Consider the following 21,344-nt stretch of genomic DNA (forward strand, 5'->3'; position numbering starts at 1 on the left):
AGAATGCTCGATTTACTAAAGCCCGCTCCGCATAAACCACTATTACCAGACAACAAGATTGATTCGGAATACAAATCACAGCGATTAAAAGTATTTCTGGGTATTTTCCTGGGCTATGCGGGGTACTACCTGGTGCGCAAGAATTTTTCATTGGGCATGCCCGATTTGATTGCACAGGGTTATTCCAAAACAGAGCTTGGCTTTGCACTTTCGGGTGTTTCTATTGCTTATGGCTTGAGTAAATTTTTGATGGGTAACGTTTCCGACCGCAGTGATGCGCGTAAGTTCCTGACCGTCGGCCTGGTGCTGTCGGCCTTTACCATGATCTTCATGGGTGTATTTCCATTTGCGACCTCGTCCATCACCGTGATGTTTATCCTGCTGTTTTTGAATGGCTGGTTTCAGGGGATGGGCTGGCCACCCTGCGGAAGGGTTGTTGTGCATTGGTATTCGATACGGGAACGCGGAACAATGATGTCGATCTGGAACGTTGCGCATAATGTTGGCGGCGGACTGGTTGGACCGGTGACCATTCTGGCGATCGAAATTTTCGGAAACTGGCAGAGTAAGTTTTACTTTCCGGGCATGATTGCGTTGGTATTTGCGTTGATCGCTTATATCCTTGTGCGTGATACGCCACAATCCTGTGGACTTCCGCCGATTGAGGCTTATAAAAATGATTATCCAAAGAACTATTCTCAAGAACAGGAAAAGGAGCTTAGCGCAAAGGAAATCTTCTATACCTACGTGCTGAACAACAGGATGTTGTGGTATATCGCCTTTGCAAACGCCTTTGTTTATCTGGTGCGATACGGGATTCTGGATTGGTCGCCGACCTTCCTGAAGGAAGCGAAAGGCTTTAGCATCAATGAATCTGGCTGGTCGTATTTCCTATATGAGTACGCCGGGATTCCGGGAACGCTATTGTGCGGTTGGATCAGTGATAAGGTCTTTAAAGGCCGGAGAGCACCGGCTACGGTAATTTACATGGCGCTGGTAACGGTCGCCGTGTTCGTGTACTGGAAGAACCCTCCAGGCAACATCTGGGTGGACAATGTGGCCTTAATTTCAATTGGATTTTTAATCTACGGTCCGGTAATGCTCATCGGTGTGCAGGCGCTCGATTTGGTGCCGAAGAAAGCTGCAGGAACTGCTGCGGGTTTAACCGGCTTGTTCGGCTACCTGGGTGGTGCATTGTTCGCAAACATCGCTATTGGTATTGTTGTCGACAGATGGGGCTGGGATGGCGCATTTGAGATGATCATTGCCGCATGCCTGCTTTCTATTTTCTTTACGGCATTATCCTGGAACCGCGAAAAACAGAACTTAGCTGACCTCAAATAACCCTAAATATGAAGAAGTACACCTGGATCTTACTTTTTACCGTGCTGTTTTGCAGCAGTGCGATTGCACAGGAAGTTAAATGGGACAGTACCTATCGTCCGAAGACCTACAAGGCGCAGGTGGAAGCATTCAAAGCTGCGCCGCATACTAAAAAAGACGTTGTATTTCTAGGCAACAGCATTACAGCGGGCACCGATTGGAGCAAGCTGCTTGATCTGCCGCAGGCCAGGAACAGAGGGATTTCAGGGGATATCAGCTTTGGTGTGCTGGAGCGGTTGGAAGAAGTGATTGCTGGTAAACCGGCCAAGGTTTTTTTGCTTATTGGGATCAACGATATCTCCAGGAACATTCCCGACAGCCTGGTTATTGGAAACATCAGGAAGATTGTAGATCGGATTCAGAAAGGCTCGAAACGCACCAAGATTTATGTCTACACTTTACTGCCGGTGAACAGCTCCTTTGGCAAGTTTAAGAACCATTACAACAAGGATGAGCATATCCTTTGGGTGAATGACCAAATCCGCAAACTTACTTCGAAGCAGGTGACGGTGATAGACATATACCCGGACTTCCTGGATGCGGAGCATCGCTTACGTGCGGAACTGACGAAAGATGGTTTGCATCCAAATGCAGCCGGATACGAAATCTTTAAGGCCAAGCTAAAAAGCGGACCATACCTGAAATAGGGCGCTGATTAAACGATGGTTACCTTGATGCTCATCGCTTCAAGTTGCTGTTTAACATGCGGAGAGATACCATTATCTGTAATGATTTCATCAATATCTTCAACGCCACAGATACGGCCAAAACCCCTTTTACCGAACTTGGTAGAATCGGCCAGCACAATGATTTTGTGCGATACGGCAATCATCTGGCGGTTCAGATGCGCTTCCATCACGTTGGTTGTTGTAATGCCGAAGTTCAGGTCGATGCCATCTACGCCCAGATAAAGTTTACTGCAGAAGAAGTCGGCCAGGATCTGCTCTGCATACGGCCCCATCACGGAAGAAGAGCTCTTACGTAGTAAGCCTCCCAACAGCAAAACTTCCACTTCAGGATGACGCAGGAGTTCCTGCGCAACATTGATGGCGGAAGTGATCACGGTGAGTGTTTCGACTGGTTGGATATGTTTTGAAAACGCAAGTACTGTGGTACCGGAAGCAATGATGATCGAATCATTCGGCTGGATCAGCTTCGCAGCCATGACTCCAATCCTTGACTTCTCTGCGGATTGTAGTTTTTCTTTTTCGTTTACGTTCCGATCAACGGTGTAGGTGTCTGTTAAGGTAGCACCGCCATGGGTACGGAAAAGCAGGTTTTTCTCTTCCAGCAGTTTTAAATCCTTTCGAATGGTCACGGAAGAGACATCCAACTCCTTACATAGATCCAGCACGGTCAGGTGACCTTCTTTTTGGATCTTGCTTAAAATAAACTGATGTCTTTCTGCGATATTGATCATATGGAAACGATTTTTGGCCAATTTAAGATTGAAATTCTGATTTTAAAGTATTTTTATTTGTAGAAGGTTTTGCAGCCTTTCGATTCCAGCTGTAAAATCTTTAATACAGGGCGGGTCAGCGGCCATAGTTTATCCTTTTGTTTCTTTTCATATTTCATTTTATTTCATATACTTGAGTAAGCGATTTCATATTCAGGAGAATTGGATGCTGCTAAACCAAATAAAGCTGTATGACGAAGTATATTTTAGCCTTTGACCAGGGCACCACGAGCTCAAGAGCGATTGTTTTTGATCGTACGGGCGCCATCATCTCCCTGGCACAACGAGAATTCAGACAGATCTATCCGCAATCCGGATGGGTGGAACATAATGCGAAAGAAATCTGGTCTTCACAAATCTCTGTTGCGACAGAGGCGGTGCTGAATGCAAACCTGCGCGCAGATCAAATTGCGGCAATTGGGATTACCAATCAACGGGAAACCACCGTGGTTTGGAATCGCGAAACCGGGGAGCCGGTGTACAACGCGATCGTATGGCAGGACAGGAGAACGGCTGATTACTGCGGTTCATTAAAGGCCCAGGGGCATGATACAATGATTCAGGAGAAGACGGGCTTGATCGTGGATGCCTATTTTTCAGCGACCAAAGTTAAGTGGATTCTGGATAACGTAGCGGGTGCAAGGGAATTGGCAAATGCCGGTAAACTGCTTTTCGGTACGGTAGACAGCTGGTTGATCTGGAACATGACGGACCGGAAAGTACATGTCACCGATGTAACGAATGCATCCAGAACGATGCTCTTTAACATACATACCTTAACCTGGGATCAGGAGTTGCTGGACTTATTTGACGTTCCCGCAGCGATGCTTCCGGAGGTGAAATCCTGCAGTGAAGTTTACGGGGAAACGTCAGGAACTGTACTTGCCGCACGTATCCCAATTGCGGGTATTGCAGGTGATCAGCAGGCTGCACTTTTTGGGCAGATGTGCACCCAACCCGGGATGGTTAAAAATACCTACGGTACGGGATGTTTCATGCTGATGAACATTGGGGAAACGCCGATACTATCCAAGAATAATTTAGTCACCACGGTGGCCTGGAAGATCAAAGACCAGGTGCATTATGCGCTGGAGGGCAGCATTTTCATCGCCGGTGCCGTGGTACAATGGCTGCGTGATGAGCTGAAGATTATCAATTCTGCAGCAGAAATTGAGGCCCTGGCACTGAAAGTACCGGATAACGGCGGTGTTTACCTCGTGCCAGCATTTGCCGGCCTTGGTGCACCACACTGGAACCAGTATGCAAGGGGTACCATTTTCGGCCTTTCCAGAGGGGCAAACAACGCCCATATTGCGCGTGCAGCACTGGAAAGCATCGCCTACCAAACCATGGAAGTGCTGAAGGCCATGGAAGCAGATGCAGGCAGAGAAATCCTGGAGCTTCGTGTAGATGGTGGGGCAACTGCCAACGATTTGCTGATGCAGTTCCAGGCCGATGTTTTGAATGCCAGAGTGGTTCGGCCACAGGTGACGGAAGTGACGGCAATTGGTGCGGCTTACCTGGCCGGACTAGCGATTGGTTATTGGGAGAATCTGGACGACATTCAGCAGCAGTGGAAGATGGATCGCAGCTTTGAGCCGCAGGAAACTGCAGCCATGCCCGACATGATCAGGAATTGGAACAAGGCCGTAAAAGCGGTAAAAATCTGGACAGAAATCGAATAATCCTCTTTATACATCAATTATGAATGAATTTACTGCTGAGCTGATTGGGACAATGTTCGTCATTCTTCTTGGAAATGGCGTTGTTGCCAATGTGGTACTATCGGGTACTAAAGGTGCGAATGGGGGCTGGATCGTGATCACCACGGGCTGGGCGCTGGGCGTATTTGCAGGGGTTGTGATTGCGGGACCGTATAGCGGGGCACATCTGAATCCTGCGGTGACCATCGGCCTTGCCATTGCCGGGAAATTTGACTGGGCAAGTGCGCCCATGTTCATCCTGGCCCAATTCATTGGGGCCATGCTGGGCGCTTTGCTGGTCTGGCTGATTTACAGGGACCACTTCAATGAAACGCCTGATCAGGGCTGTAAAGCGGCTGTATTTTGTACGGCACCGGCGATCCGGAACACCACATCAAACCTGATCGGTGAGATCATAGGTACCTTCGTTTTAATTTTCGTGATCTTTTATTTCACCAATCCGGAGATGGGAGAGGATAAGACCCCGTTTGGGCTGGGCTCCTTAGGTGCACTGCCGGTCGCATTTCTGGTGTGGGGCATCGGGCTTTCACTGGGTGGGACCACAGGATATGCCATCAACCCGGCACGTGATCTTGGACCAAGGATCATGCATTGCCTGCTGCCCATTCCGAATAAAGGGGATGGCAACTGGAGCTACGCCTGGATTCCGGTGGTTGGACCCATTATCGGCGCGGCGATCGCAGCGGTGCTTTTCCTTGTGCTGAAAAATTAATTAACTTGTCCGGCATATCCCCCGGAAACCAACATGAGAAAAATCATCATCGGCCTGCTGGCCAGCATCGTGTGCAGTGCCTGCTCCATGAACCAGAAGATGGCCAGGCAGGTCGCCAGGCAATTTGACCAGCCGGCAATCACGAACCAGTACCATACAGGTTTTGCTTTGTACGACCTGGAGGCCAGGAAGATGATCTATGAAAAAGATGCCGATCGCTACTTTGTGCCGGCATCGAATACGAAACTGTTTACTTTTTATGCCGGCTTGAAGATGCTTGGCGACTCCATTCCCGCGCTGCGGTATGTGGAACGGGGAGATTCCCTGATCTTCTGGGGTACCGGTGATCCTTCTTTTCTGGAGAACGCGCTAAACAGCAACCGTGCCTTAGACTTTCTGAAAGCCAGCCGGAAGAAGTTGTTTTTCGCACCTGGCCGTTATACCGGTAATTTCTATGGGAATGGCTGGTCATGGGATGATTTCAACGACTACTACCAGCCGGAGATCAGTGAATTTCCGATCAAGGATAACATGCTGGCATTAAGCAGCCAAAATGGGAAACTGCAGGTCTTGCCAGCATCGATGAACAGTTGTCTGATCAAAGACGCCAGCGCAGCACAATCCAGCTTTCGTGTAGTTCGTGCGTTCGACCAGAATGTTTTTCGCTATCCGGATATGCCCGTTCCAGCGGACTATACGCAATATGTGCCGTACAAGACCAGTACGGTGTTGACCATTAATCTCCTTACAGATACCCTAAAGCGTCCGGTGGGCATCGTCAAGATGAAGATGCCGGTAGACGCAAAAACGCTGTTCAGTACGGAAAGAGATGCGGTGCTGAAAGCGATGATGCTGCCGAGTGATAACTTCATTGCGGAGCAGCTGTTGTTGGTTTATTCCAATGCCATTGGGCAGGACCTGAATGGCGGAGCCGCCATTTCGCATGTGCGCAAGAAATACCTGGCGAATTTGCCGGGCAATGCTTCCTGGGTAGATGGATCGGGGCTTTCCAGGGCAAACCTGTTTAGTCCGAGGGCCATGGTGGCTGTACTGGATTCTATTTATCGCACCGTGAATGACCAGAAGCGGCTCTTTGATATGCTGCCGGCAGGTGGAAAATCAGGTACTTTGAAAAACGCTTATCCGAAGACGGATAATCCTTTTGTGTATGGCAAGACCGGCACCCTGTCGGGCGTGCACAATCAAAGCGGTTACGTGCTGACGAAGAAAGGCAAGGTGCTGCTCTATTCCTTCATGAACAATAATTATGTGCTGCCAACGGCGGAGGTCCGCAAGGAAATGGCCCGTGTGGTCGGCTACATCCATGAGCATTTTTAAAGCGGCTTAACGGTTGTCTTTGATCGTCTGCAGCACGGTTTCTGTGTGCTGCTGCAATTCGGTATAGGCCTTCTCCTGAATGATCTTTTTGCTGATGAGCTTACTGCCCATGCCGACGGCACTGACGCCGGCCGCAAACCAGGCTCGGATGTTCGCTGCGCTCAGATCAACTCCTCCGGTAGGGATAAAATGCTGGCCGGGGAAAAGCTCACGAATGGAGGCAATGTACTCCGGCCCAAGGATATTTGCAGGGAAGATTTTGATCAGCAGGGCACCATGTTTTTGCGCCAGATCAATCTCGGTGGGTGTCATGCAGCCCGGAATCCATAACAAACCGGCTTCGTTTGCCAGCTGTCCGACTTCAGGATTGATGATCGGAGATACGAGAAAATCTGCACCGGCCTGGATGAAGTCTTTGGCTTCCTGCGGCGTTTTAATGGTGCCAATGCCGAGCTGCAGATCAGGCATGCTTTCGTTTTTTAGGGCAACCAGCTGTTTGAAGTTCTCCAATGCTGCGGAGCCGCGGTTTGTATATTCGAATACTTTTACACCTGCGCGGTACAATGCTTTTAAGATTTCAGCGCTTTCTGCGGCACTATCCAGGTAAAAGAGCGGTAAAAGCCCTTGATTCAGTAATGTTGCGAGTATTTCTTCCTTTGTCTTTTTCATTTTTTCATCGTAATAGCCTTTTGGCAGGATAACCTGCGCTTTGCGCTGATATCCCTTATAGGCGGTTATTTACTTAATGGCTCCATAGATTTCTGCTGCAGTGCTGCTGGTGGCATCGCTCGCAATAAAGAGTTTGTTAAATGCAGCGGCCGTGGCAAAGTCCAGTGTTTCCTGTGGCTCATGTCCCTGAAAATGCCCGTAGATCAATCCGGCCATAAAGCAGTCGCCACTGCCCACCTTATCTACATAGTTCGCAGTGGTGTACACGGCAGAATGGTGGAATGTGGATGCGGTATAGAGGGTGCTGTAGTATTTTATGCCGGTTTCCTGGAAATCAAAGCGGTAGGTGTTGGCAACCGATTTACACTTTGGAAACCTGGACAGGATTTCTTTTGAAGTGTCTTCTGCTTGTTTTAGGTAGGCTTGTTCCGTATCAAGGTCTTTCAAGTTTGCCGCCAGTGTAGTGCCAAGCATCAGTTCTGCTGCCCATACATTGCCCATGATCAGGTCGCAGTATTGCGCCAGTGCAGGCATCACCTCCAGGGGCTGTTTACCATATTGCCAAAGCTTCGCGCGGTAGTTTAAATCCAGGGAGATGAAAATACCCTTCGCAGCAGCGTATTTCAGGGCTGCTTCACAAACGGCCACGACGTTTTCGGACAGTGCCGGACAGATTGCGGTGAAGTGGAACCAGGAGATGCCTTCGAATACTGCTGCCCAGTCGATTTCAGCAGGTTGTAGTTCTGCAAAGGCTGAATTTGCGCGGTCGTAGATGACGCCGGCATGTTTTACATCTTCACCGCTATTGAGGTAATAGATGCCCATGCGTTTTCCCTGGAGTTTAATGGTAGACGTATTGATGCCTCTGGCTTCAATATAGCCCATCAGTTGTCTGGAAAGCATGTTGTCCGGGATAACGGTCATATAGCTTGTGGGAATGCCCCAGAGCGCAAGCGCAGTGGCCACATTCAATTCCGCACCACCCACAAAAACTGGCATCTGATTGCTGTTGAGCCAGTCGCCATTGACATCCGGGCAGAGCCGCAGCAGCAACTCCCCAAAGGTCAGTACGCCTTTACCCTGCGGCTGAAACTGGTTGTTATCTGTTGTACTCATCTTGCTTGCTGGTTTGCTTTAATGCGGCGAAGTCAAAGTAGTTTTTCGCATTGTAATAACAGATGTCCTGGATGATTTTGCCGATCCACTCGATGTCGTTTGGCAGCTCGCCTTTCTCTACATCTTCTGCGAAGAGGTTGCACAGAATTCGCCGGAAATATTCATGCCGCGGGAAAGAAAGGAAGCTGCGGGAGTCGGTGAGCATACCCACCATGCGGCTGATTAAGCCAATATTGGACAGCGTGTTTAGCTGCCTGGTCATGCCTTCCTTCTGGTCGTTAAACCACCAGGCGGAGCCAAACTGGATCTTTCCCGCTTGCGTGCCATCATTGAAATTGCCAATCATGGCAGCCATCATATCGTTGTCTGCGGGATTGAGGTTGTATAGGATGGTTTTGGTCAGGCGGTTATCCGCATCCAGTTTGTCGAGGAACCGTGATAGTGCTCTGGCCTGACTGAAGTCGCCAATCGAATCCCAGCCCGTATCTGGCCCCAGCGTACTTAATGCGCGTTTGTTGTTGTTCCGCAATGCCCCAAGGTGGTATTGCTGTACCCAGCTTTTTTCATGGTTCCACACGGCAAATTCATAAAGCATTGCGGACCTGAACTTCAAGGCTTCAAGCGGTTCTATGACTTGCTTCGCCCGGATCTTGTTGAAGATCTGTCTGATCTCTGCTTCTTCGTAGTCTTCCGCATAGATGTGCTCCAGGCCATGATCTGAAACCGTACAGCCTTTGCTTGCGAAATAGTCGTGGCGGCTCTTAAGTGCCTTAAGGTAGCCATCGTAGTCTCTTACTTCCATGTTGCAGACCGCTTCCAGCTTGTCGATATACTGGTTTAACACCTCCAGATCTTCCGGGTTCATGGCTTTGTCTGGTCTGAAAGCAGGTGCAACACCAACTTCGAAGTCATGAAGCAATTCCTGGTGGAAGTGCAGGTCATCCAGCGGATCGTCGGTTGTGCAGACCTGTTGCACTTTCATGCGGCGCAGGAGGTTACGGACACTATATTCCGGACTTTGTAATTTCGCGTTACATTCCTCGTAAATGTGGGTTGCGGTTTTAGCCGACAGCAGGTCTTTGATGCCGAAGTAGCGCTGCAGTTCCAGGTGCGTCCAATGGTAGAGTGGGTTGCGCATGGTATACGGAACGGTTTCCGCCCATTTCATGAACTTCTCTGCATCGGGTTTATCACCGGTGATGTAAGCTTCATTGACGCCATTTGCACGCATGGCCCGCCATTTATAATGATCACCGGCAAGCCAGATTTGCGACATGTTCTCGAACTGCAGATCTGCTGCAATCTGATCAGGCGGCAGGTGGTTGTGGTAGTCGATGATGGGCATGTCTTTCGCATAGCCGTGGTATAAGCGTTCTGCGGTTTTGCTTTCCAGGAGGAAGTTATCATCGAGAAATTCTTTCATATGACCAGTATTAGCTTGGTTTATTGTTCAGGTTTGTTTTCCATACTTCTGCGGATGCCCAGTTCCAGGCCACGCAGTTCTGCAAGTCCGCGCAAGCGGCCGATAGCCGAATAGCCGGGGTTTGTTTTTTTATGCAGATCGTCCAGCATCTTATGTCCATGATCAGGCCTGAAGGGCATGCGAAGGTCTTTCCTTCCGGCAGCTGAACGTCTTTGTTGCTCCCGGATCAGCGCTTGCATCACGGCATACATGTCTACATCGCCATCCAGATGATCTGCTTCATGGAAGTTGCCATCTGCATCACGTTTGGTGCTCCTTAGGTGAATGAAATGGATGCGGTTGCCAAGGCGGTCGACCATACCGGCCAGGTCATTATCAGCGCGGACGCCAAAGGACCCGGTGCAGTAGGTGAGCCCATTATGCATGGAAGGTACGGCGGCATACATAGCCTGGATATCCGCTTCGGTGCTAACCACCCGTGGTAGTCCGAGTATTGGATAGGGTGGGTCATCAGGATGGATACACATCAGCACATTGGCCTGCTCTGCGGCAGGAATCACCTGTTCAAGAAAATGGAACAGGTTGGCTTGAAGGACTTCCGGGGTGATGTTTTCGTAGCTTTTCAGGACTTCAAGGAATTGCTCGAGGGAATACCCTTCTTCGGAGCCGGGTAAACCGGCGATGATGTTTTTTACCAGCTGCGACTTATCTGCTTCGCTTTGCTGTTCCAGCCATGTCTGTGCCTTTTGTTGTATTTCCGAGGGGTATGCCGCTTCGGCGCCTGGTCTTTTCAGGATGTACAGTTCAAAAGCGGCGAAAGCAAAAGCTTCAAAGCGTAAGGCGGTGGAGCCATCTGGCATCTGATAATCCAGATTGGTGCGGGTCCAGTCGAGCACTGGCATAAAGTTGTAGCAGACGATGTCTATGCCGCAGGCACCCAGGTTGAGCAGGGTGGTTTTATAGTGCTCGATGTACTGTTGGTAATTGCCAGAGCGTTTTTTGATGTCTTCATGAACGGGTACGCTTTCCACGACAGACCAGGTCAGTCCGGCTTGTTCAACTTCAGCCTTTCGTTTCAGGATCTCTTCTTTGGGCCATACGGCGCCATTTGGGATGTGGTGCAAGGCCGTAACCACGCCAGTGGCACCAGCCTGGCGGATGGTTGAAAGTGGTACAGGATCATTTGGGCCGTACCAACGCCATGTTTGTTCTAAGTTCATATGTTCAATTATACGCCGCCAAAAACGGCAAATCCACCATCAACATTCAGGATGGCACCGGTAACGAATCTGGATTCATCACTCAGCAACCAGATTAGTGCCCCTTCAAGTTCTTCAGGAGCGCCGAAGCGCTTGAATGGGGTTTGTTTGATGACCAGGTTCCCCCGTTCCGTTAAGGAGTCATCTTCATTGGTCAGCAATCTACGGTTCTGTTCGGTAATGAAAAAGCCCGGGGCGATGGCATTCATGCGGATTTTATCGCCATAACGGTTGGCCAGCTCCACGGCGAACCAGCGGGTGTAAGCATCAACTGCAGCTTTGGCAATGCTGTAGCCCATTACTTTGGTAATGGCACGCTGTGCGGTCATGGAGGAAATGTTGACAATGCTGCCCTGCCCAGCTTTTGCGATCTCGGGGCCGAAGACCTGTGTGGCGTGAATGGTGCCCTGAAGGTTAAGGCTGAGCACCTGGTTAAAGGCAGGCATGTCCAGGCTGAAGATGTCCTGCTCTGGCGCGATTACCGCACCCTGCAGATTACCCCCTGCGGCATTTACCAGTCCGTCGATGCGGCCGTAATGCTTTATGATCTCCGCTTTAGCGGCTTCAAGACTGCTGAGGTCCATCACATCGGCCATTACGGCCAGTGCGGTACCACCCGCAGCTGTTATCGCTGCTGCACGTTCCAGAGCCACTTCTATTTTGCGACCAAGGATAACCACTTTACCGCCCATGCGGCTGATGCTGTTTACGAAGGAAGCGCCCAGGACGCCGGTTCCACCGGTAACAACGATGACCTTATCTTTTAATGTTCCGAATTCCATAAGCCTATGCTGCTTTGGCAAAAATGCCGGTTAAAGTTGATTAAACTGCTTCTTCAATGATGGATTCAATGGGTTTCATGTTTCTCGTTAGCAGTTGGATAACGCCCCAGGCCAGAATGTAAGCACAACCACTAATTATAAACAGAATATGATAACCTGCGGAAATGTTTCCAAGATCTTTATAGTACGCCAACAAGGTACCCACAAATAATGGGAACAGGGCGGAGGCAATGGAGCCCGACATGCCACCAATACCCACCACGGTGCTTACTGCGGATTTCGGGAACATGTCTGAAACGATCGTGAAGATGTTTGCGCTCCAAGCCTGGTGTGCCGCAGTAGCCAGGGCTACCAGTGCAACTACACTCCAGATGTCTGAGGCATATTGTACGAAGAAGATCGGCATCACCAGAATGGCCACGATCAGCAGCGTTGTTTTTCTGGCTTTTAATACCGGCCAGCCCGACTTGATGAAGTGCGAAGAAAGGAAGCCGCCGCCGATGCTGCCGAAGGTAGTTGCACCGTAAATTGCCGCCAGCTGAAAGCTTGGCTTGGTAAGGTCGAGCGCAAAAGTGTCCGCAAAGAAGGAAGGTAGCCAGAAGAGGAAGAACCACCAGATCGGATCGGTAAGCACCTTCCCAACGATGTACACCCAGGTTTGCCTTAACTTCAGCAGGTCCGCCCATTTAATTTTAATCTTGATTTCCGGCGCGCCCTGATCTTCATCGCTGTTGATGTAGTCGAGCTCCGGTTGTTTCAGGCGTTTCTGTTTGGTTGGAATTTCATAGAAGATCCACCAGAAGATGAGCCAGATAAATCCAATGGAACCCGTAATGATGAATGCTTCCTGCCAGCCGTATAGACCCAGAATCCAGGGCACAATTACCGGGGCAAGCACAGCACCTACACTCGTTCCGGAATTGAAAATACCCGTGGCAAGTGCCCTTTCACGCACAGGAAACCACTCTGCAACAGCTTTAATGCCTGCAGGGAAGTTTCCGGATTCCGCAAGCCCCAGGAGTCCACGAACAACACCAAATCCAAACGTGCTTTTCACGAAGGCATGCATGACCGCGGCAATACTCCAGACCAGTACAGAAATGCCGTAGCCGATCTTTGAGCCAACTTTGTCGATGAAAGTTCCGAAGATGACGTAACCTACAGCATACATAATGGCAAAGACCATCACGATATAGCCATAGTCTACTTCTGTCCAGTGGAACTCTTTCTCCAGGGTGGGTTTGAGTAGCCCGATAACCTGCCGGTCGATGTAATTGATTGTTGTCGCGAAAAATAAAAGGGCGCAGACGATCCAGCGATAGTTTCCTCTTTTTACGTTTTCCATAATTAGAAACGGGTTTATATTTGGTTATATTGGTTAAATCGTTGTAATGGCGACTTCAGTGCCTTTTTGTTCTGCAGACACGTAGCCGGCGTATATGGTTGCAATCACATCTGCGGCGAGGCTGCTGTTGCTTTCAATGGGTTCGCCAAAGGCGACGCTGCGGTAAAAGGCATCCATCTCATGCTGGTAGCCGTTGAACCAACCCTCATCGGGGGAGATGCTGGACCAGCCTTGTTTGGTCTCTGTCTTTTCCACCACGTAGAGGTCTTTAAAGTATTTTTCATCCGGGGTATAGGCCTGCATGGCGTTGTTCGGCCCGAGGTTACACACTGTGCGGTGGTTATTTGCATTGATCTCCAGCTGGTTTTTGACGCCGCCAAGTACGAGCTCACTGGCAAAGAGATTGGCGACCGTACCATCTTCAAACACGATGTGTACCATGGCCAGATCTTCGATGTCTTTGTAATGCGTTTGCAGATGACCTTTGTTGTCGTAATTGTCCATGCGGGTGATGGCATGGGTACGTGCAGAGATGGATTTCGGGCGGATGGGCTGACCTGTACGGTTCCGGCCTTCCGCATGTTTCAGGTAGATCGCTGCGGCAGTGGGGTGACTGCCTTTGCCAATCATAGAACCGCCTCCGGATAACCGCCATTCGCCATAAGCAAGTGAATGAGAGCCTGAGTGGGATTGTTCGCCATGGATCCAAAGGATTTGTCCGCCTGATTTTTCAAGTGTTTCGCGGGCTTTCTGAATGGCCGGTGCGTACACCCAGTTTTCTGCGTACATGATGCGGCCCTGGCTTGATCGCTCCGCATCCAGCATGCGGCGGATGCTTTCAAGGGTATGCTCCAAGCCAGTCTGGCGTGGAAAGGTGTCGCCATTGAAGTCTGCGCCACCATCACCAAAGTAGCCGGTGAATGGCTTTTCGACGATGGCATGTTTATGTTTTTGTAAGATGGCTATCACTAATGGTTCGTGGGTGACCGGTGGTGTACAAACGTGCAGCACGTCGCAGGCATCAATCAATGCATGTACATCCTGAAAAGCATGGATTTGTCGCGGTTCGGTAAACTGCAGCAGCTTATCCGAATTTCTGGCGTAGGCACCGATGACTTCAATGCTGGTACTGAAAACGCGTTTCAGGGCGTCGACATGGAATCTGGCGGCAAAACCAGCGCCGATGATGCCAACCTTTATGACACTTTTGTTCATAGCTTATATTTGGTATGGTGTGCAACCATGCATGCTGCAATCGATTGCAATTACATAATTAGAAATAATTATCTTTAAATCAAAAGCGTTAGCTATAATAAACTTAGGAATTTAACAGCAAGCTGCAGGAAAAATGCCTTTAAAAACGGGAAAGTTACATTAAAGCAGAAAGGACGTTATTATTTGTGCCTAATTTAGAGCTGTCGGCAGAGCCGGCACAAAACCAAATATCAGTTGTATGAGCAGTATGCACCGGTCTGATCCATTTTCTTTGAAAATGTTCAAAGGCCTAACCTTCAAAAGAACCTTCCAATTCCTGAGCCTGGTGCTGATCAGCATCTGCTGTAGCCAGTGTAAAACAGATCCACTTTCTGCCGAAGCATCACTCGATAATATGACCGTTGAAGAAGGCTTTGAAGTAAAGCTTATAGCCTCTGAGCCGCTGATCAGCGCACCCGTGGCGCTGACCTTCGATAATCAAAGCCGGATATGGGCATTGGAGATGAACGGCTATATGCCCGATACGCTGGGGACCGGAGAAGATCAGCCCAGTGGAAAAGTGGTTATCCTGGAAGACGAAGATCATGACGGGGTGATGGATACGCGGAAGGTCTTTTTGGATAGCCTGCGTTTGCCACGTGCACTGTGCCTGATTGAAGATGGCTTGCTGGTGGGTGAGCCGCCATACTTATGGTATTACGAGATCAAGAAAGATAAACCAGGTAAGCGCGTTCTGGTGGATAGCCTTTATGCAGATGAGGGGAATGTGGAGCATCAGCCAAATGGCTTGCTGCGCGCTATGGACAACTGGATATATAACGCGAAATCTGCCAAGCGCTATAAAAAGGACGGGGATCGCTGGATCATTGAACAGACGCATTTCAGAGGCCAATGGGGCATTAGCCAGGATAACTATGGCCGCCTGTACTATAACCATAACTCTGCAAATGTTATTGGCGACTACTTTACGCCAGGTTTAGGGGCGACAAATAAAAACCAGCGGGAAGTTGCGGGCTACAACATGAGTATTGTGCCTGATAATCGGGTTTACCCGGCACATGCAACCCCAGGGGTGAACCGCGGGTATCTGCCGGGGGTGTTGGACACGACGCAGCGACTGGTGAATTTCACCGCCGCCTGCGCTCCGCTAATCTATCGTGGTGGCTATTTCTCCGCGCCATATCGTTTAAATTCTTTTGTTGCGGAGCCTGCGGGCAATCTGGTGAAAAGAAATGTGATGACGCTGGACAGCGGTTATGCCGCAAGCGGGGTTCAGGCGTATCAAGATCGGGAATTCATATCGAGTGTGGATGAACGGTTCCGGCCGGTAAACCTGCATGACGGGCCAGATGGCGCCTTGTATGTTGTGGATATGTATCGAGGCATTATCCAGCATAAAACCTATCTGACACCGTATCTGAAGCAGGAAATTAAAAAGCGAAACCTGACTTTACCGTTGGTTTGCGGCAGGATATATAAGGTGGTGCCCAAGGGTAAAAAGCCTGATTTCAGGAAGATGCCGGAAGATCCACAAGTGCTGGTTCGCCTGCTGGCGGATCGTAACGGCTGGATCCGGGACCGTGCCCAGCAGATTTTGGTAGACCGCAAATCCAAGGATGTCGTGCCGGCATTGATAAAAGCGCTGCAATCAAACAACATCAATGCAAGGATGCATGCCTTCTGGACGCTGGAAGGACTACATGCGCTGGAAGCGCCACAGGTGCTCCAGTTCCTGAAATCACAACATTGGCCATTGCGGATGCAGGCCTTAAGTGTTTTGCCTTCGGTGATCAATAAGGCGACCGCAGCGGGATATGTGCAAGTGCTGACTGCCCCGGCAATGCTCGGGGATAAGCTTGCCGCACCTTACCTGGGCTTTCTCACAAACACCATTCGCAAGTTCGATCCTGCTGCTGCAGATTTAATGCAGAACCAGCTACTGAAGCGCTATGCGGCGGAAAAATTCGTTGCGGATGCCGTGATATCTAACCTGGAGGGTAAAGAGGAAGCATTCCAGAAGCAAGTCTTAAGACAGTTTCCGGATACTGCATTGGTCATCAATAAACAGCTTAAGACCATTGTGACCAATAAATTCAATGCAAGGAACAGCGACGATCCGAAAGAAACGGAGCGTAAATACCCAAGAGGCGCTGCATTATTCAGAACGAATTGCCAGACTTGCCATGGTGCGGATCTGAATGGCATCAAATCGCTTGCACCGCCGCTCAACAAATCGGAATGGGTGACCGGCAAAAAGGAACGCCTGATTGCCATCGTGCTTTATGGCCTTACCGGTCCGGTGGAAGTGAATAAACACCTGTACACGAAACCAGAGATCATGGCCGACATGCCGGGCATTGCAGGCAGTAATGAGTTTTCTGATGAAGATATTGCGCAACTGCTAAGCTATATCCGTGATTACGGCCGGAATAAGGCAGATAAAGTCAAACAACCGGAGGTCGCTGCAGTAAGGGAGCAGCTGAAAGGCAGAGATAAGGCTTTCACCGTTGAAGAGCTCCTGAGCCATAAGGTTACAAAATAATGCAAGAACAACCTATTACATGAAAATCAAATAAGAACGATATGAACCTAAGCAAATTAATAATCCTGACGGTGTTCTGCTACGCTGGAACGTGTAACGCACAACAACCGCAGCAATCCGGCGGTTGGAAGAACTTGTTCAACGGCAAGAATCTGGACGGTTGGGAGCAGCTCAACGGGAAAGCGAAGTACGAGGTGAAGAATGGCGAGATCATTGGCACAACCGTTCCAAAGGAGCCGAATTCTTTTCTGGCGACAAAGGAGCAGTATGGCGATTTTATCCTGGAGCTTGAACTGCTGGTGAACAATGAGATGAACTCCGGTATACAGATTAGAAGTGAAAGCAAACCAGATTACCAGAATAACCGGGTACATGGCTATCAGGTGGAGGTTGATCCATCCGCGCGGGCATGGAGCGGCGGCATTTATGACGAAGCGCGCCGAGGTTGGTTATACCCAATGGACATCAATCCCAAAGGGCAGAAGGCTTTCCGAAAAGATGCCTGGAACAAGTACCGCATCGAGTGTATCGGGAACAGCATCCGCACCTGGGTGAATGGGGTGCCTACGGCGAACGTGGTGGACAGCATGACCCCGTCTGGCTTTATTGCCCTGCAGGTGCATGGCATATACGGCGACATGCAACCAGGGATGCAGATCCGCTGGCGGAACATTCGCATTCAGACCAGTAATCTGAAGCCAAGCAAAATGGACGACATCTATGTGGTGAACCTGGTGCCGAATGACTTATCCAAACAGGAACAAGCGGAAGGTTTTGCGATGCTGTGGGATGGAGAGACGACAAAAGGCTGGCTGAGTGCCAAAACCAGGACGAAGTTCCCGGAAAGCGGCTGGAGCATCGCCAATGGAGAGTTGCATGTGCAGGAAGCAAAGGGTCAGGAATCCACCAACGGGGGAGACATCATCACGGAAAAGCAGTACAAAGCTTTTGAAATGAAGTTCGACTTCAAGCTGGATGAGGGTGCAAATAGCGGCGTTAAGTATTTCGTGACGCTTGCGGAGCAAACACAAGGGTCGGCAATCGGACTGGAGTACCAGATTCTGGATGATGCGCGCCACCCGGATGCGAAACTCGGCCGTGATGGCAATCGTACGCTGGCATCCTTATACGACCTGATTACCAGTAAAAAGATCCCAAATGGTCAGCACAAGATTGGCGAATGGAACCAGGGTTTGATTCGTGTTTACCCGGACAACCGCGTGGAACATTGGTTAAATGGCTTTAAAGTGCTGGAATATACACGTGGTTCCGAGGAATTCAAGCAGTTGGTACAAGCCAGTAAGTACAAGGATTGGAAGAACTTCGGTATGGCAGAAAAGGGACATATCCTGCTGCAGGACCATGGGAACCATGTGGCCTTCCGCAGCATAAAGATTAAGGAATTGTAGGCAATAAGCCAGATATATGTTGCTGACGATATTGAACATGATTTTCTGTATCTCCTTCATTGGCTTTGCTTATGTAAATCTTAATGATGGAGATTCATGGCTTTGGGTACCCATTTATCTGGTTGCTGCGGGCCTTTGTGGCGCCGCGGCTTGCGGCTATTATTACCCTTGGGCCTATATTGCTGCCATTTCCTTTTACCTGATCTATGCGGTGCAGCTATTCTTTAGTAAGGACGGTGTAAGGGATTGGATAAAGGTGTACGGGCGACCGAGCCTGGTGGAAAATATGCAGGCCACGAAACCCTACATTGAAAAGGCGCGGGAATTTTTCGGACTGCTGATCATCAGTGCCGCACTCGCAATAAACTATTTTACGATTTAAAGGAGCATGATAAACAACAATGCGATGGAAGCTATAGACAGCTTATTCATGGATATTCTGGAGACCAGGCTTCATCCGGAGGGGTATGGCTGGCTTTGCGAACAAGGTGCTGCACTGCGTTCGACCGCCAAGCCGGGAAAGCTCAACCGGATTTTCGCGCAGGTGCCGCGATTCGCAATTAAGGCTGATCCGGAACTTGCTGCGCAGCAGCTTGCGCAAGGGGGTAAGCAGCTGCCGGTAAATGCCATGCGCGAATGGTTGATAGACACGCTCAGCCGCGTATGGCTGCTGCTGCAGGTGCCCGATGGTGATCAAATCAGCTATGTAGCCACCATAGACCCGCTGTTTGTTGGGGCGGAGGTAAATGAGCTGGTGGCACTTTATAAATCCCTGGAATTGCTCGCCTATCCGGAGCAGTGGATTACGCGTTGTGAAGAAGGGATCCGAAGCAATATCGGGAGTGTTCTGGAAGCCATCATGTGTAACAATAACTATCCGGCCGTATACCTTAAGGAAGCCGCCTGGAATCAGATGATCTTAAAGGCATTCTTCACGGATAAAGACGTTCGCCGGATTCGCGGACTGGAGCAGCGGATGAACCCGAGACTCAAAGCAGCGCTGGAAGATTACGTTCAGGAACGAACCGCGGCAGGACGCAGCGTAAATCCTGAAATCTACAAGTTAATGGAACTACAATAATTGGAATAGATATGTGTTGCAACGATAATTTAAATGAACGAAATCAGGGTACAAGAACACACCGTGCACTTGACCTGAGTGCGATTGCGGGGATGCGGTTCTTTGACCCGCATGTACACATGACCTCGCGCACCACCGATGACTACCAGGCGATGGCTGATGCAGGGGTGGTGGCACTGATAGAGCCCGCTTTCTGGCTGGGCCAACCGAGAACGGGTCTGGACAGCTTCCGCGATTATTACAGCAGCCTGATTGGCTGGGAGCGCTTCCGTTCTTCGCAGTTTGGAATCAAGCACTATTGCACAATAGGTTTAAACTCGCGTGAGGCTAACAATGAAGCCTTGGCCGAGCAGGTAATGGAACTGCTGCCAGCATTTGTGTACAAGGAAGGCGTGGTGGGCATTGGTGAGATCGGCTTCGACGACCAGACCGCCGCAGAAGAAAAATACTACAGGCTACAGCTTGAACTGGCAAAATCGGCAGGACTCCCGGTTCAGGTGCATACGCCGCACCGGGATAAAAAGAAAGGCACCAGCAAAAGCATGGACATCGCGGTTGAACATGGCCTTTCGCCGGAAATGATCATCATAGACCACAACAATGAAGAAACAGTGAAGGAAGTGCTGGACCGGGGCTTCTGGGCCGCATTCACGATTTATCCCTTCACCAAGATGGGCAACGAACGGATGGTGGAAATCCTGAAGCAGTATGGACCGGAGCGCATCATGATCAATTCTGCAGCAGATTGGGGCATCAGTGATCCACTGGCCGTACCTAAATCGGCAGCCCTGATGAAGCAACGCGGCATTTCGATGGAAGCAATTGATTTGGTCTGTTACCGAAATGCCATCACCGCATTCGGGCAAAGTGGCCAGATCCATGAAAAGGATTTCGACCAGATCCGCGAAGTGGATCAGGCACAGAAATTTGAAAGCAATTCGATACTAAGAGGTGGGCAGCAGCCCAGAATAGATAAGGGTACGATCATTATCGCTTAGGCTTATGAGCACAGTATTGGGGTTTCTCCGTTTAATGCGGCTGGCAAATGTAGTTACTGCGGTAGCGGATGTGCTGGCGGGTATTGCCATTTCAGGGTACTTTAGCGATGCCGGGAGTTACTATCCGGTATTGCTGCTTTGTATCTCTACAATAGGACTTTATGCGGGTGGCATCATCTTCAACGATGTCTTTGACGCCGGCCTTGATGCGATTGAGCGCCCTGAACGGCCCATTCCCAGCGGCTTAATCTCCGTTGGCGCAGCCACGGCATTTGGCGTTATGTTTTTCAGCATTGGTGTTGGGGCAGCAGCCAGCTTTCAGCCGCTTTCTTTTCAGATCGCCGTACTCATTGTGCTTGCCTGCCTGACTTATAACCGCTGGGCGAAACATTATACCATTTGGGGCCCGCTAAATATGGGGCTTTGCAGAGGCTTGAACCTGTTGCTGGGATTAAGCATTGTTACACCGGCCCTTACCCACTGGTGGTATCTGGCCTTCATCCCTCTGATCTATATTGCCTCGATTACCATCATCAGCAGGGGTGAGGTGCACGGCGGCGATAAAAAGATGCTCCGCATTGCGGCGGTACTGTATGCCACAGTGGTGGCCAGCGTCCTGTGGGTTTCCATACATATGCAAAACGTCTGGCTTACGCTGCTTTTCATCATCCCCTTTGTGCTGATGATCTTTGGGCCGCTGCTCACCGCCTTCCGGATACCCAGTGCAAACAACATTGGCAAAGCCGTTAAAGCGGGCGTTATCGCGCTTATCCTGCTTAATGCTTCCTGGGCGGGTGCTTTCGGCATCTGGCAGGTCGCAATTGTTATTGTTTTACTCTTACCGCTCTCCCTGTGGCTAAGCAAAACCTTTGCAGTCACCTAGTTATAC

Annotated in this window: 19 protein-coding genes; 11 read left to right on the forward strand and 8 right to left on the reverse strand. The window is 49.9% G+C overall.

All coding sequences use genetic code 11. The features are described from left to right. Positions 1-3: 3 nt before the first annotated feature. Together glpT and IEW69_RS03625 are read left to right on the forward strand one after the other, a co-directional pair. Positions 4-1,344 (forward strand): glycerol-3-phosphate transporter, encoded by a 1,341-nt coding sequence (gene glpT / locus IEW69_RS03620; protein WP_188625464.1) that lies wholly within the window; start codon positions 4-6, stop codon positions 1,342-1,344. An 8-nt stretch (positions 1,345-1,352) separates the two neighbouring features. Beyond that, positions 1,353-2,030 (forward strand): GDSL-type esterase/lipase family protein, encoded by a 678-nt coding sequence (locus tag IEW69_RS03625; protein ID WP_188625465.1) that lies wholly within the window; start codon positions 1,353-1,355, stop codon positions 2,028-2,030. 8 nt (positions 2,031-2,038) lie between these two features. On the opposite strand, the gene IEW69_RS03630 is transcribed toward IEW69_RS03625, so the two are convergent. Then, positions 2,039-2,803 (reverse strand): DeoR/GlpR family DNA-binding transcription regulator, encoded by a 765-nt coding sequence (locus IEW69_RS03630; RefSeq protein ID WP_188625466.1) that lies wholly within the window; start codon positions 2,801-2,803, stop codon positions 2,039-2,041. Positions 2,804-3,033: 230 nt separating this feature from the next. On the opposite strand from IEW69_RS03630, the gene glpK reads away from it, so the two are divergent. The 3 genes from glpK to IEW69_RS03645 are packed head-to-tail and all read left to right on the forward strand — an operon-like array spanning position 3,034 to position 6,616. After that, entirely contained in the window at positions 3,034-4,527 is a 1,494-nt protein-coding gene (glpK, locus tag IEW69_RS03635; RefSeq protein ID WP_188625467.1) for a glycerol kinase GlpK, read from the forward strand. 19 nt (positions 4,528-4,546) lie between these two features. Continuing rightward, complete coding sequence (locus IEW69_RS03640) at positions 4,547-5,278, forward strand: MIP/aquaporin family protein (RefSeq protein ID WP_188625468.1); 732 nt, start codon at positions 4,547-4,549, stop codon at positions 5,276-5,278. Between the two features lie 33 nt (positions 5,279-5,311). After that, positions 5,312-6,616, forward strand: coding sequence for a D-alanyl-D-alanine carboxypeptidase/D-alanyl-D-alanine-endopeptidase (locus IEW69_RS03645; protein WP_188625469.1), 1,305 nt, complete (start codon positions 5,312-5,314; stop codon positions 6,614-6,616). Positions 6,617-6,622: 6 nt separating this feature from the next. Here IEW69_RS03645 and IEW69_RS03650 read toward each other — a convergent pair whose 3' ends face one another. The 7 genes from IEW69_RS03650 to IEW69_RS03680 form a co-directional block, all read right to left on the reverse strand. Next, entirely contained in the window at positions 6,623-7,285 is a 663-nt protein-coding gene (locus IEW69_RS03650; RefSeq protein WP_188625470.1) for a bifunctional 4-hydroxy-2-oxoglutarate aldolase/2-dehydro-3-deoxy-phosphogluconate aldolase, read from the reverse strand. 69 nt (positions 7,286-7,354) lie between these two features. After that, a complete protein-coding gene (locus tag IEW69_RS03655) occupies positions 7,355-8,401 on the reverse strand; it encodes a sugar kinase (RefSeq protein WP_188625471.1) in 1,047 nt (348 codons plus the stop codon). Next, positions 8,385-9,824 (reverse strand): glucuronate isomerase, encoded by a 1,440-nt coding sequence (gene uxaC / locus IEW69_RS03660; RefSeq protein WP_188625472.1) that lies wholly within the window; start codon positions 9,822-9,824, stop codon positions 8,385-8,387. Before uxaC ends, IEW69_RS03655 begins: the two co-directional genes overlap by 17 nt. A 20-nt stretch (positions 9,825-9,844) precedes the next feature. Then, a complete protein-coding gene (gene uxuA, locus IEW69_RS03665) occupies positions 9,845-11,044 on the reverse strand; it encodes a mannonate dehydratase (RefSeq protein ID WP_188625473.1) in 1,200 nt (399 codons plus the stop codon). Between the two features lie 8 nt (positions 11,045-11,052). Further along, positions 11,053-11,865 (reverse strand): SDR family oxidoreductase, encoded by an 813-nt coding sequence (locus IEW69_RS03670; RefSeq protein ID WP_188625474.1) that lies wholly within the window; start codon positions 11,863-11,865, stop codon positions 11,053-11,055. Between the two features lie 40 nt (positions 11,866-11,905). Further along, positions 11,906-13,210, reverse strand: coding sequence for an MFS transporter (locus tag IEW69_RS03675; protein WP_188625475.1), 1,305 nt, complete (start codon positions 13,208-13,210; stop codon positions 11,906-11,908). A gap of 33 nt (positions 13,211-13,243) precedes the next feature. Beyond that, a complete protein-coding gene (locus tag IEW69_RS03680; protein ID WP_188625476.1) occupies positions 13,244-14,425 on the reverse strand; it encodes a Gfo/Idh/MocA family protein in 1,182 nt (393 codons plus the stop codon). Positions 14,426-14,663: 238 nt separating this feature from the next. On the opposite strand from IEW69_RS03680, the gene IEW69_RS03685 reads away from it, so the two are divergent. The 6 genes from IEW69_RS03685 to eboC are packed head-to-tail and all read left to right on the forward strand — an operon-like array spanning position 14,664 to position 21,338. Further along, on the forward strand, positions 14,664-16,967 hold the full coding sequence (locus IEW69_RS03685) for a DUF7133 domain-containing protein (RefSeq protein ID WP_229663501.1): 2,304 nt from the start codon (positions 14,664-14,666) through the stop codon (positions 16,965-16,967). Positions 16,968-17,008: 41 nt separating this feature from the next. Beyond that, the gene (locus tag IEW69_RS03690) at positions 17,009-18,376 is read left to right on the forward strand and encodes a 3-keto-disaccharide hydrolase (protein WP_188625477.1); all 1,368 of its coding nucleotides are present in this window, start codon (positions 17,009-17,011) and stop codon (positions 18,374-18,376) included. A 16-nt stretch (positions 18,377-18,392) separates the two neighbouring features. Beyond that, complete coding sequence (locus IEW69_RS03695) at positions 18,393-18,758, forward strand: transmembrane 220 family protein (protein ID WP_188625478.1); 366 nt, start codon at positions 18,393-18,395, stop codon at positions 18,756-18,758. Positions 18,759-18,764: 6 nt separating this feature from the next. Beyond that, entirely contained in the window at positions 18,765-19,457 is a 693-nt protein-coding gene (locus IEW69_RS03700; protein ID WP_188625479.1) for an EboA domain-containing protein, read from the forward strand. An 11-nt stretch (positions 19,458-19,468) separates the two neighbouring features. Then, positions 19,469-20,455 carry a TatD family hydrolase gene (locus tag IEW69_RS03705; RefSeq protein WP_188625480.1) on the forward strand — a complete coding sequence of 329 codons (987 nt, stop codon included), beginning with the start codon at positions 19,469-19,471 and terminating at the stop codon, positions 20,453-20,455. A gap of 4 nt (positions 20,456-20,459) precedes the next feature. Further along, complete coding sequence (gene eboC, locus IEW69_RS03710) at positions 20,460-21,338, forward strand: UbiA-like protein EboC (RefSeq protein WP_188625481.1); 879 nt, start codon at positions 20,460-20,462, stop codon at positions 21,336-21,338. Positions 21,339-21,344: the final 6 nt, after the last annotated feature.

Source organism: Pedobacter quisquiliarum (genome assembly GCF_014642175.1).
In the GTDB taxonomy this organism is placed as follows: domain Bacteria; phylum Bacteroidota; class Bacteroidia; order Sphingobacteriales; family Sphingobacteriaceae; genus Pedobacter; species Pedobacter quisquiliarum.

Excerpts from the sequence above, each read along its gene's own strand:
- IEW69_RS03670 (WP_188625474.1), bottom strand. The coding sequence starts at position 11,865 with ATGGAATTCGGAACATTAAAAGATAAGGTCATCGTTGTTACCGGTGGA.
- IEW69_RS03680 (WP_188625476.1), bottom strand. The coding sequence starts at position 14,425 with ATGAACAAAAGTGTCATAAAGGTTGGCATCATCGGCGCTGGTTTTGCC.
- glpK (WP_188625467.1), top strand. The coding sequence starts at position 3,034 with ATGACGAAGTATATTTTAGCCTTTGACCAGGGCACCACGAGCTCAAGA.
- IEW69_RS03650 (WP_188625470.1), bottom strand. The coding sequence starts at position 7,285 with ATGAAAAAGACAAAGGAAGAAATACTCGCAACATTACTGAATCAAGGG.
- IEW69_RS03705 (WP_188625480.1), top strand. The coding sequence starts at position 19,469 with ATGTGTTGCAACGATAATTTAAATGAACGAAATCAGGGTACAAGAACA.
- IEW69_RS03685 (WP_229663501.1), top strand. The coding sequence starts at position 14,664 with ATGAGCAGTATGCACCGGTCTGATCCATTTTCTTTGAAAATGTTCAAA.
- IEW69_RS03690 (WP_188625477.1), top strand. The coding sequence starts at position 17,009 with ATGAACCTAAGCAAATTAATAATCCTGACGGTGTTCTGCTACGCTGGA.
- IEW69_RS03655 (WP_188625471.1), bottom strand. The coding sequence starts at position 8,401 with ATGAGTACAACAGATAACAACCAGTTTCAGCCGCAGGGTAAAGGCGTA.
- eboC (WP_188625481.1), top strand. The coding sequence starts at position 20,460 with ATGAGCACAGTATTGGGGTTTCTCCGTTTAATGCGGCTGGCAAATGTA.
- IEW69_RS03700 (WP_188625479.1), top strand. The coding sequence starts at position 18,765 with ATGATAAACAACAATGCGATGGAAGCTATAGACAGCTTATTCATGGAT.
- IEW69_RS03630 (WP_188625466.1), bottom strand. The coding sequence starts at position 2,803 with ATGATCAATATCGCAGAAAGACATCAGTTTATTTTAAGCAAGATCCAA.
- uxuA (WP_188625473.1), bottom strand. The coding sequence starts at position 11,044 with ATGAACTTAGAACAAACATGGCGTTGGTACGGCCCAAATGATCCTGTA.
- IEW69_RS03625 (WP_188625465.1), top strand. The coding sequence starts at position 1,353 with ATGAAGAAGTACACCTGGATCTTACTTTTTACCGTGCTGTTTTGCAGC.
- IEW69_RS03640 (WP_188625468.1), top strand. The coding sequence starts at position 4,547 with ATGAATGAATTTACTGCTGAGCTGATTGGGACAATGTTCGTCATTCTT.
- glpT (WP_188625464.1), top strand. The coding sequence starts at position 4 with ATGCTCGATTTACTAAAGCCCGCTCCGCATAAACCACTATTACCAGAC.
- IEW69_RS03645 (WP_188625469.1), top strand. The coding sequence starts at position 5,312 with ATGAGAAAAATCATCATCGGCCTGCTGGCCAGCATCGTGTGCAGTGCC.
- IEW69_RS03675 (WP_188625475.1), bottom strand. The coding sequence starts at position 13,210 with ATGGAAAACGTAAAAAGAGGAAACTATCGCTGGATCGTCTGCGCCCTT.
- uxaC (WP_188625472.1), bottom strand. The coding sequence starts at position 9,824 with ATGAAAGAATTTCTCGATGATAACTTCCTCCTGGAAAGCAAAACCGCA.
- IEW69_RS03695 (WP_188625478.1), top strand. The coding sequence starts at position 18,393 with ATGTTGCTGACGATATTGAACATGATTTTCTGTATCTCCTTCATTGGC.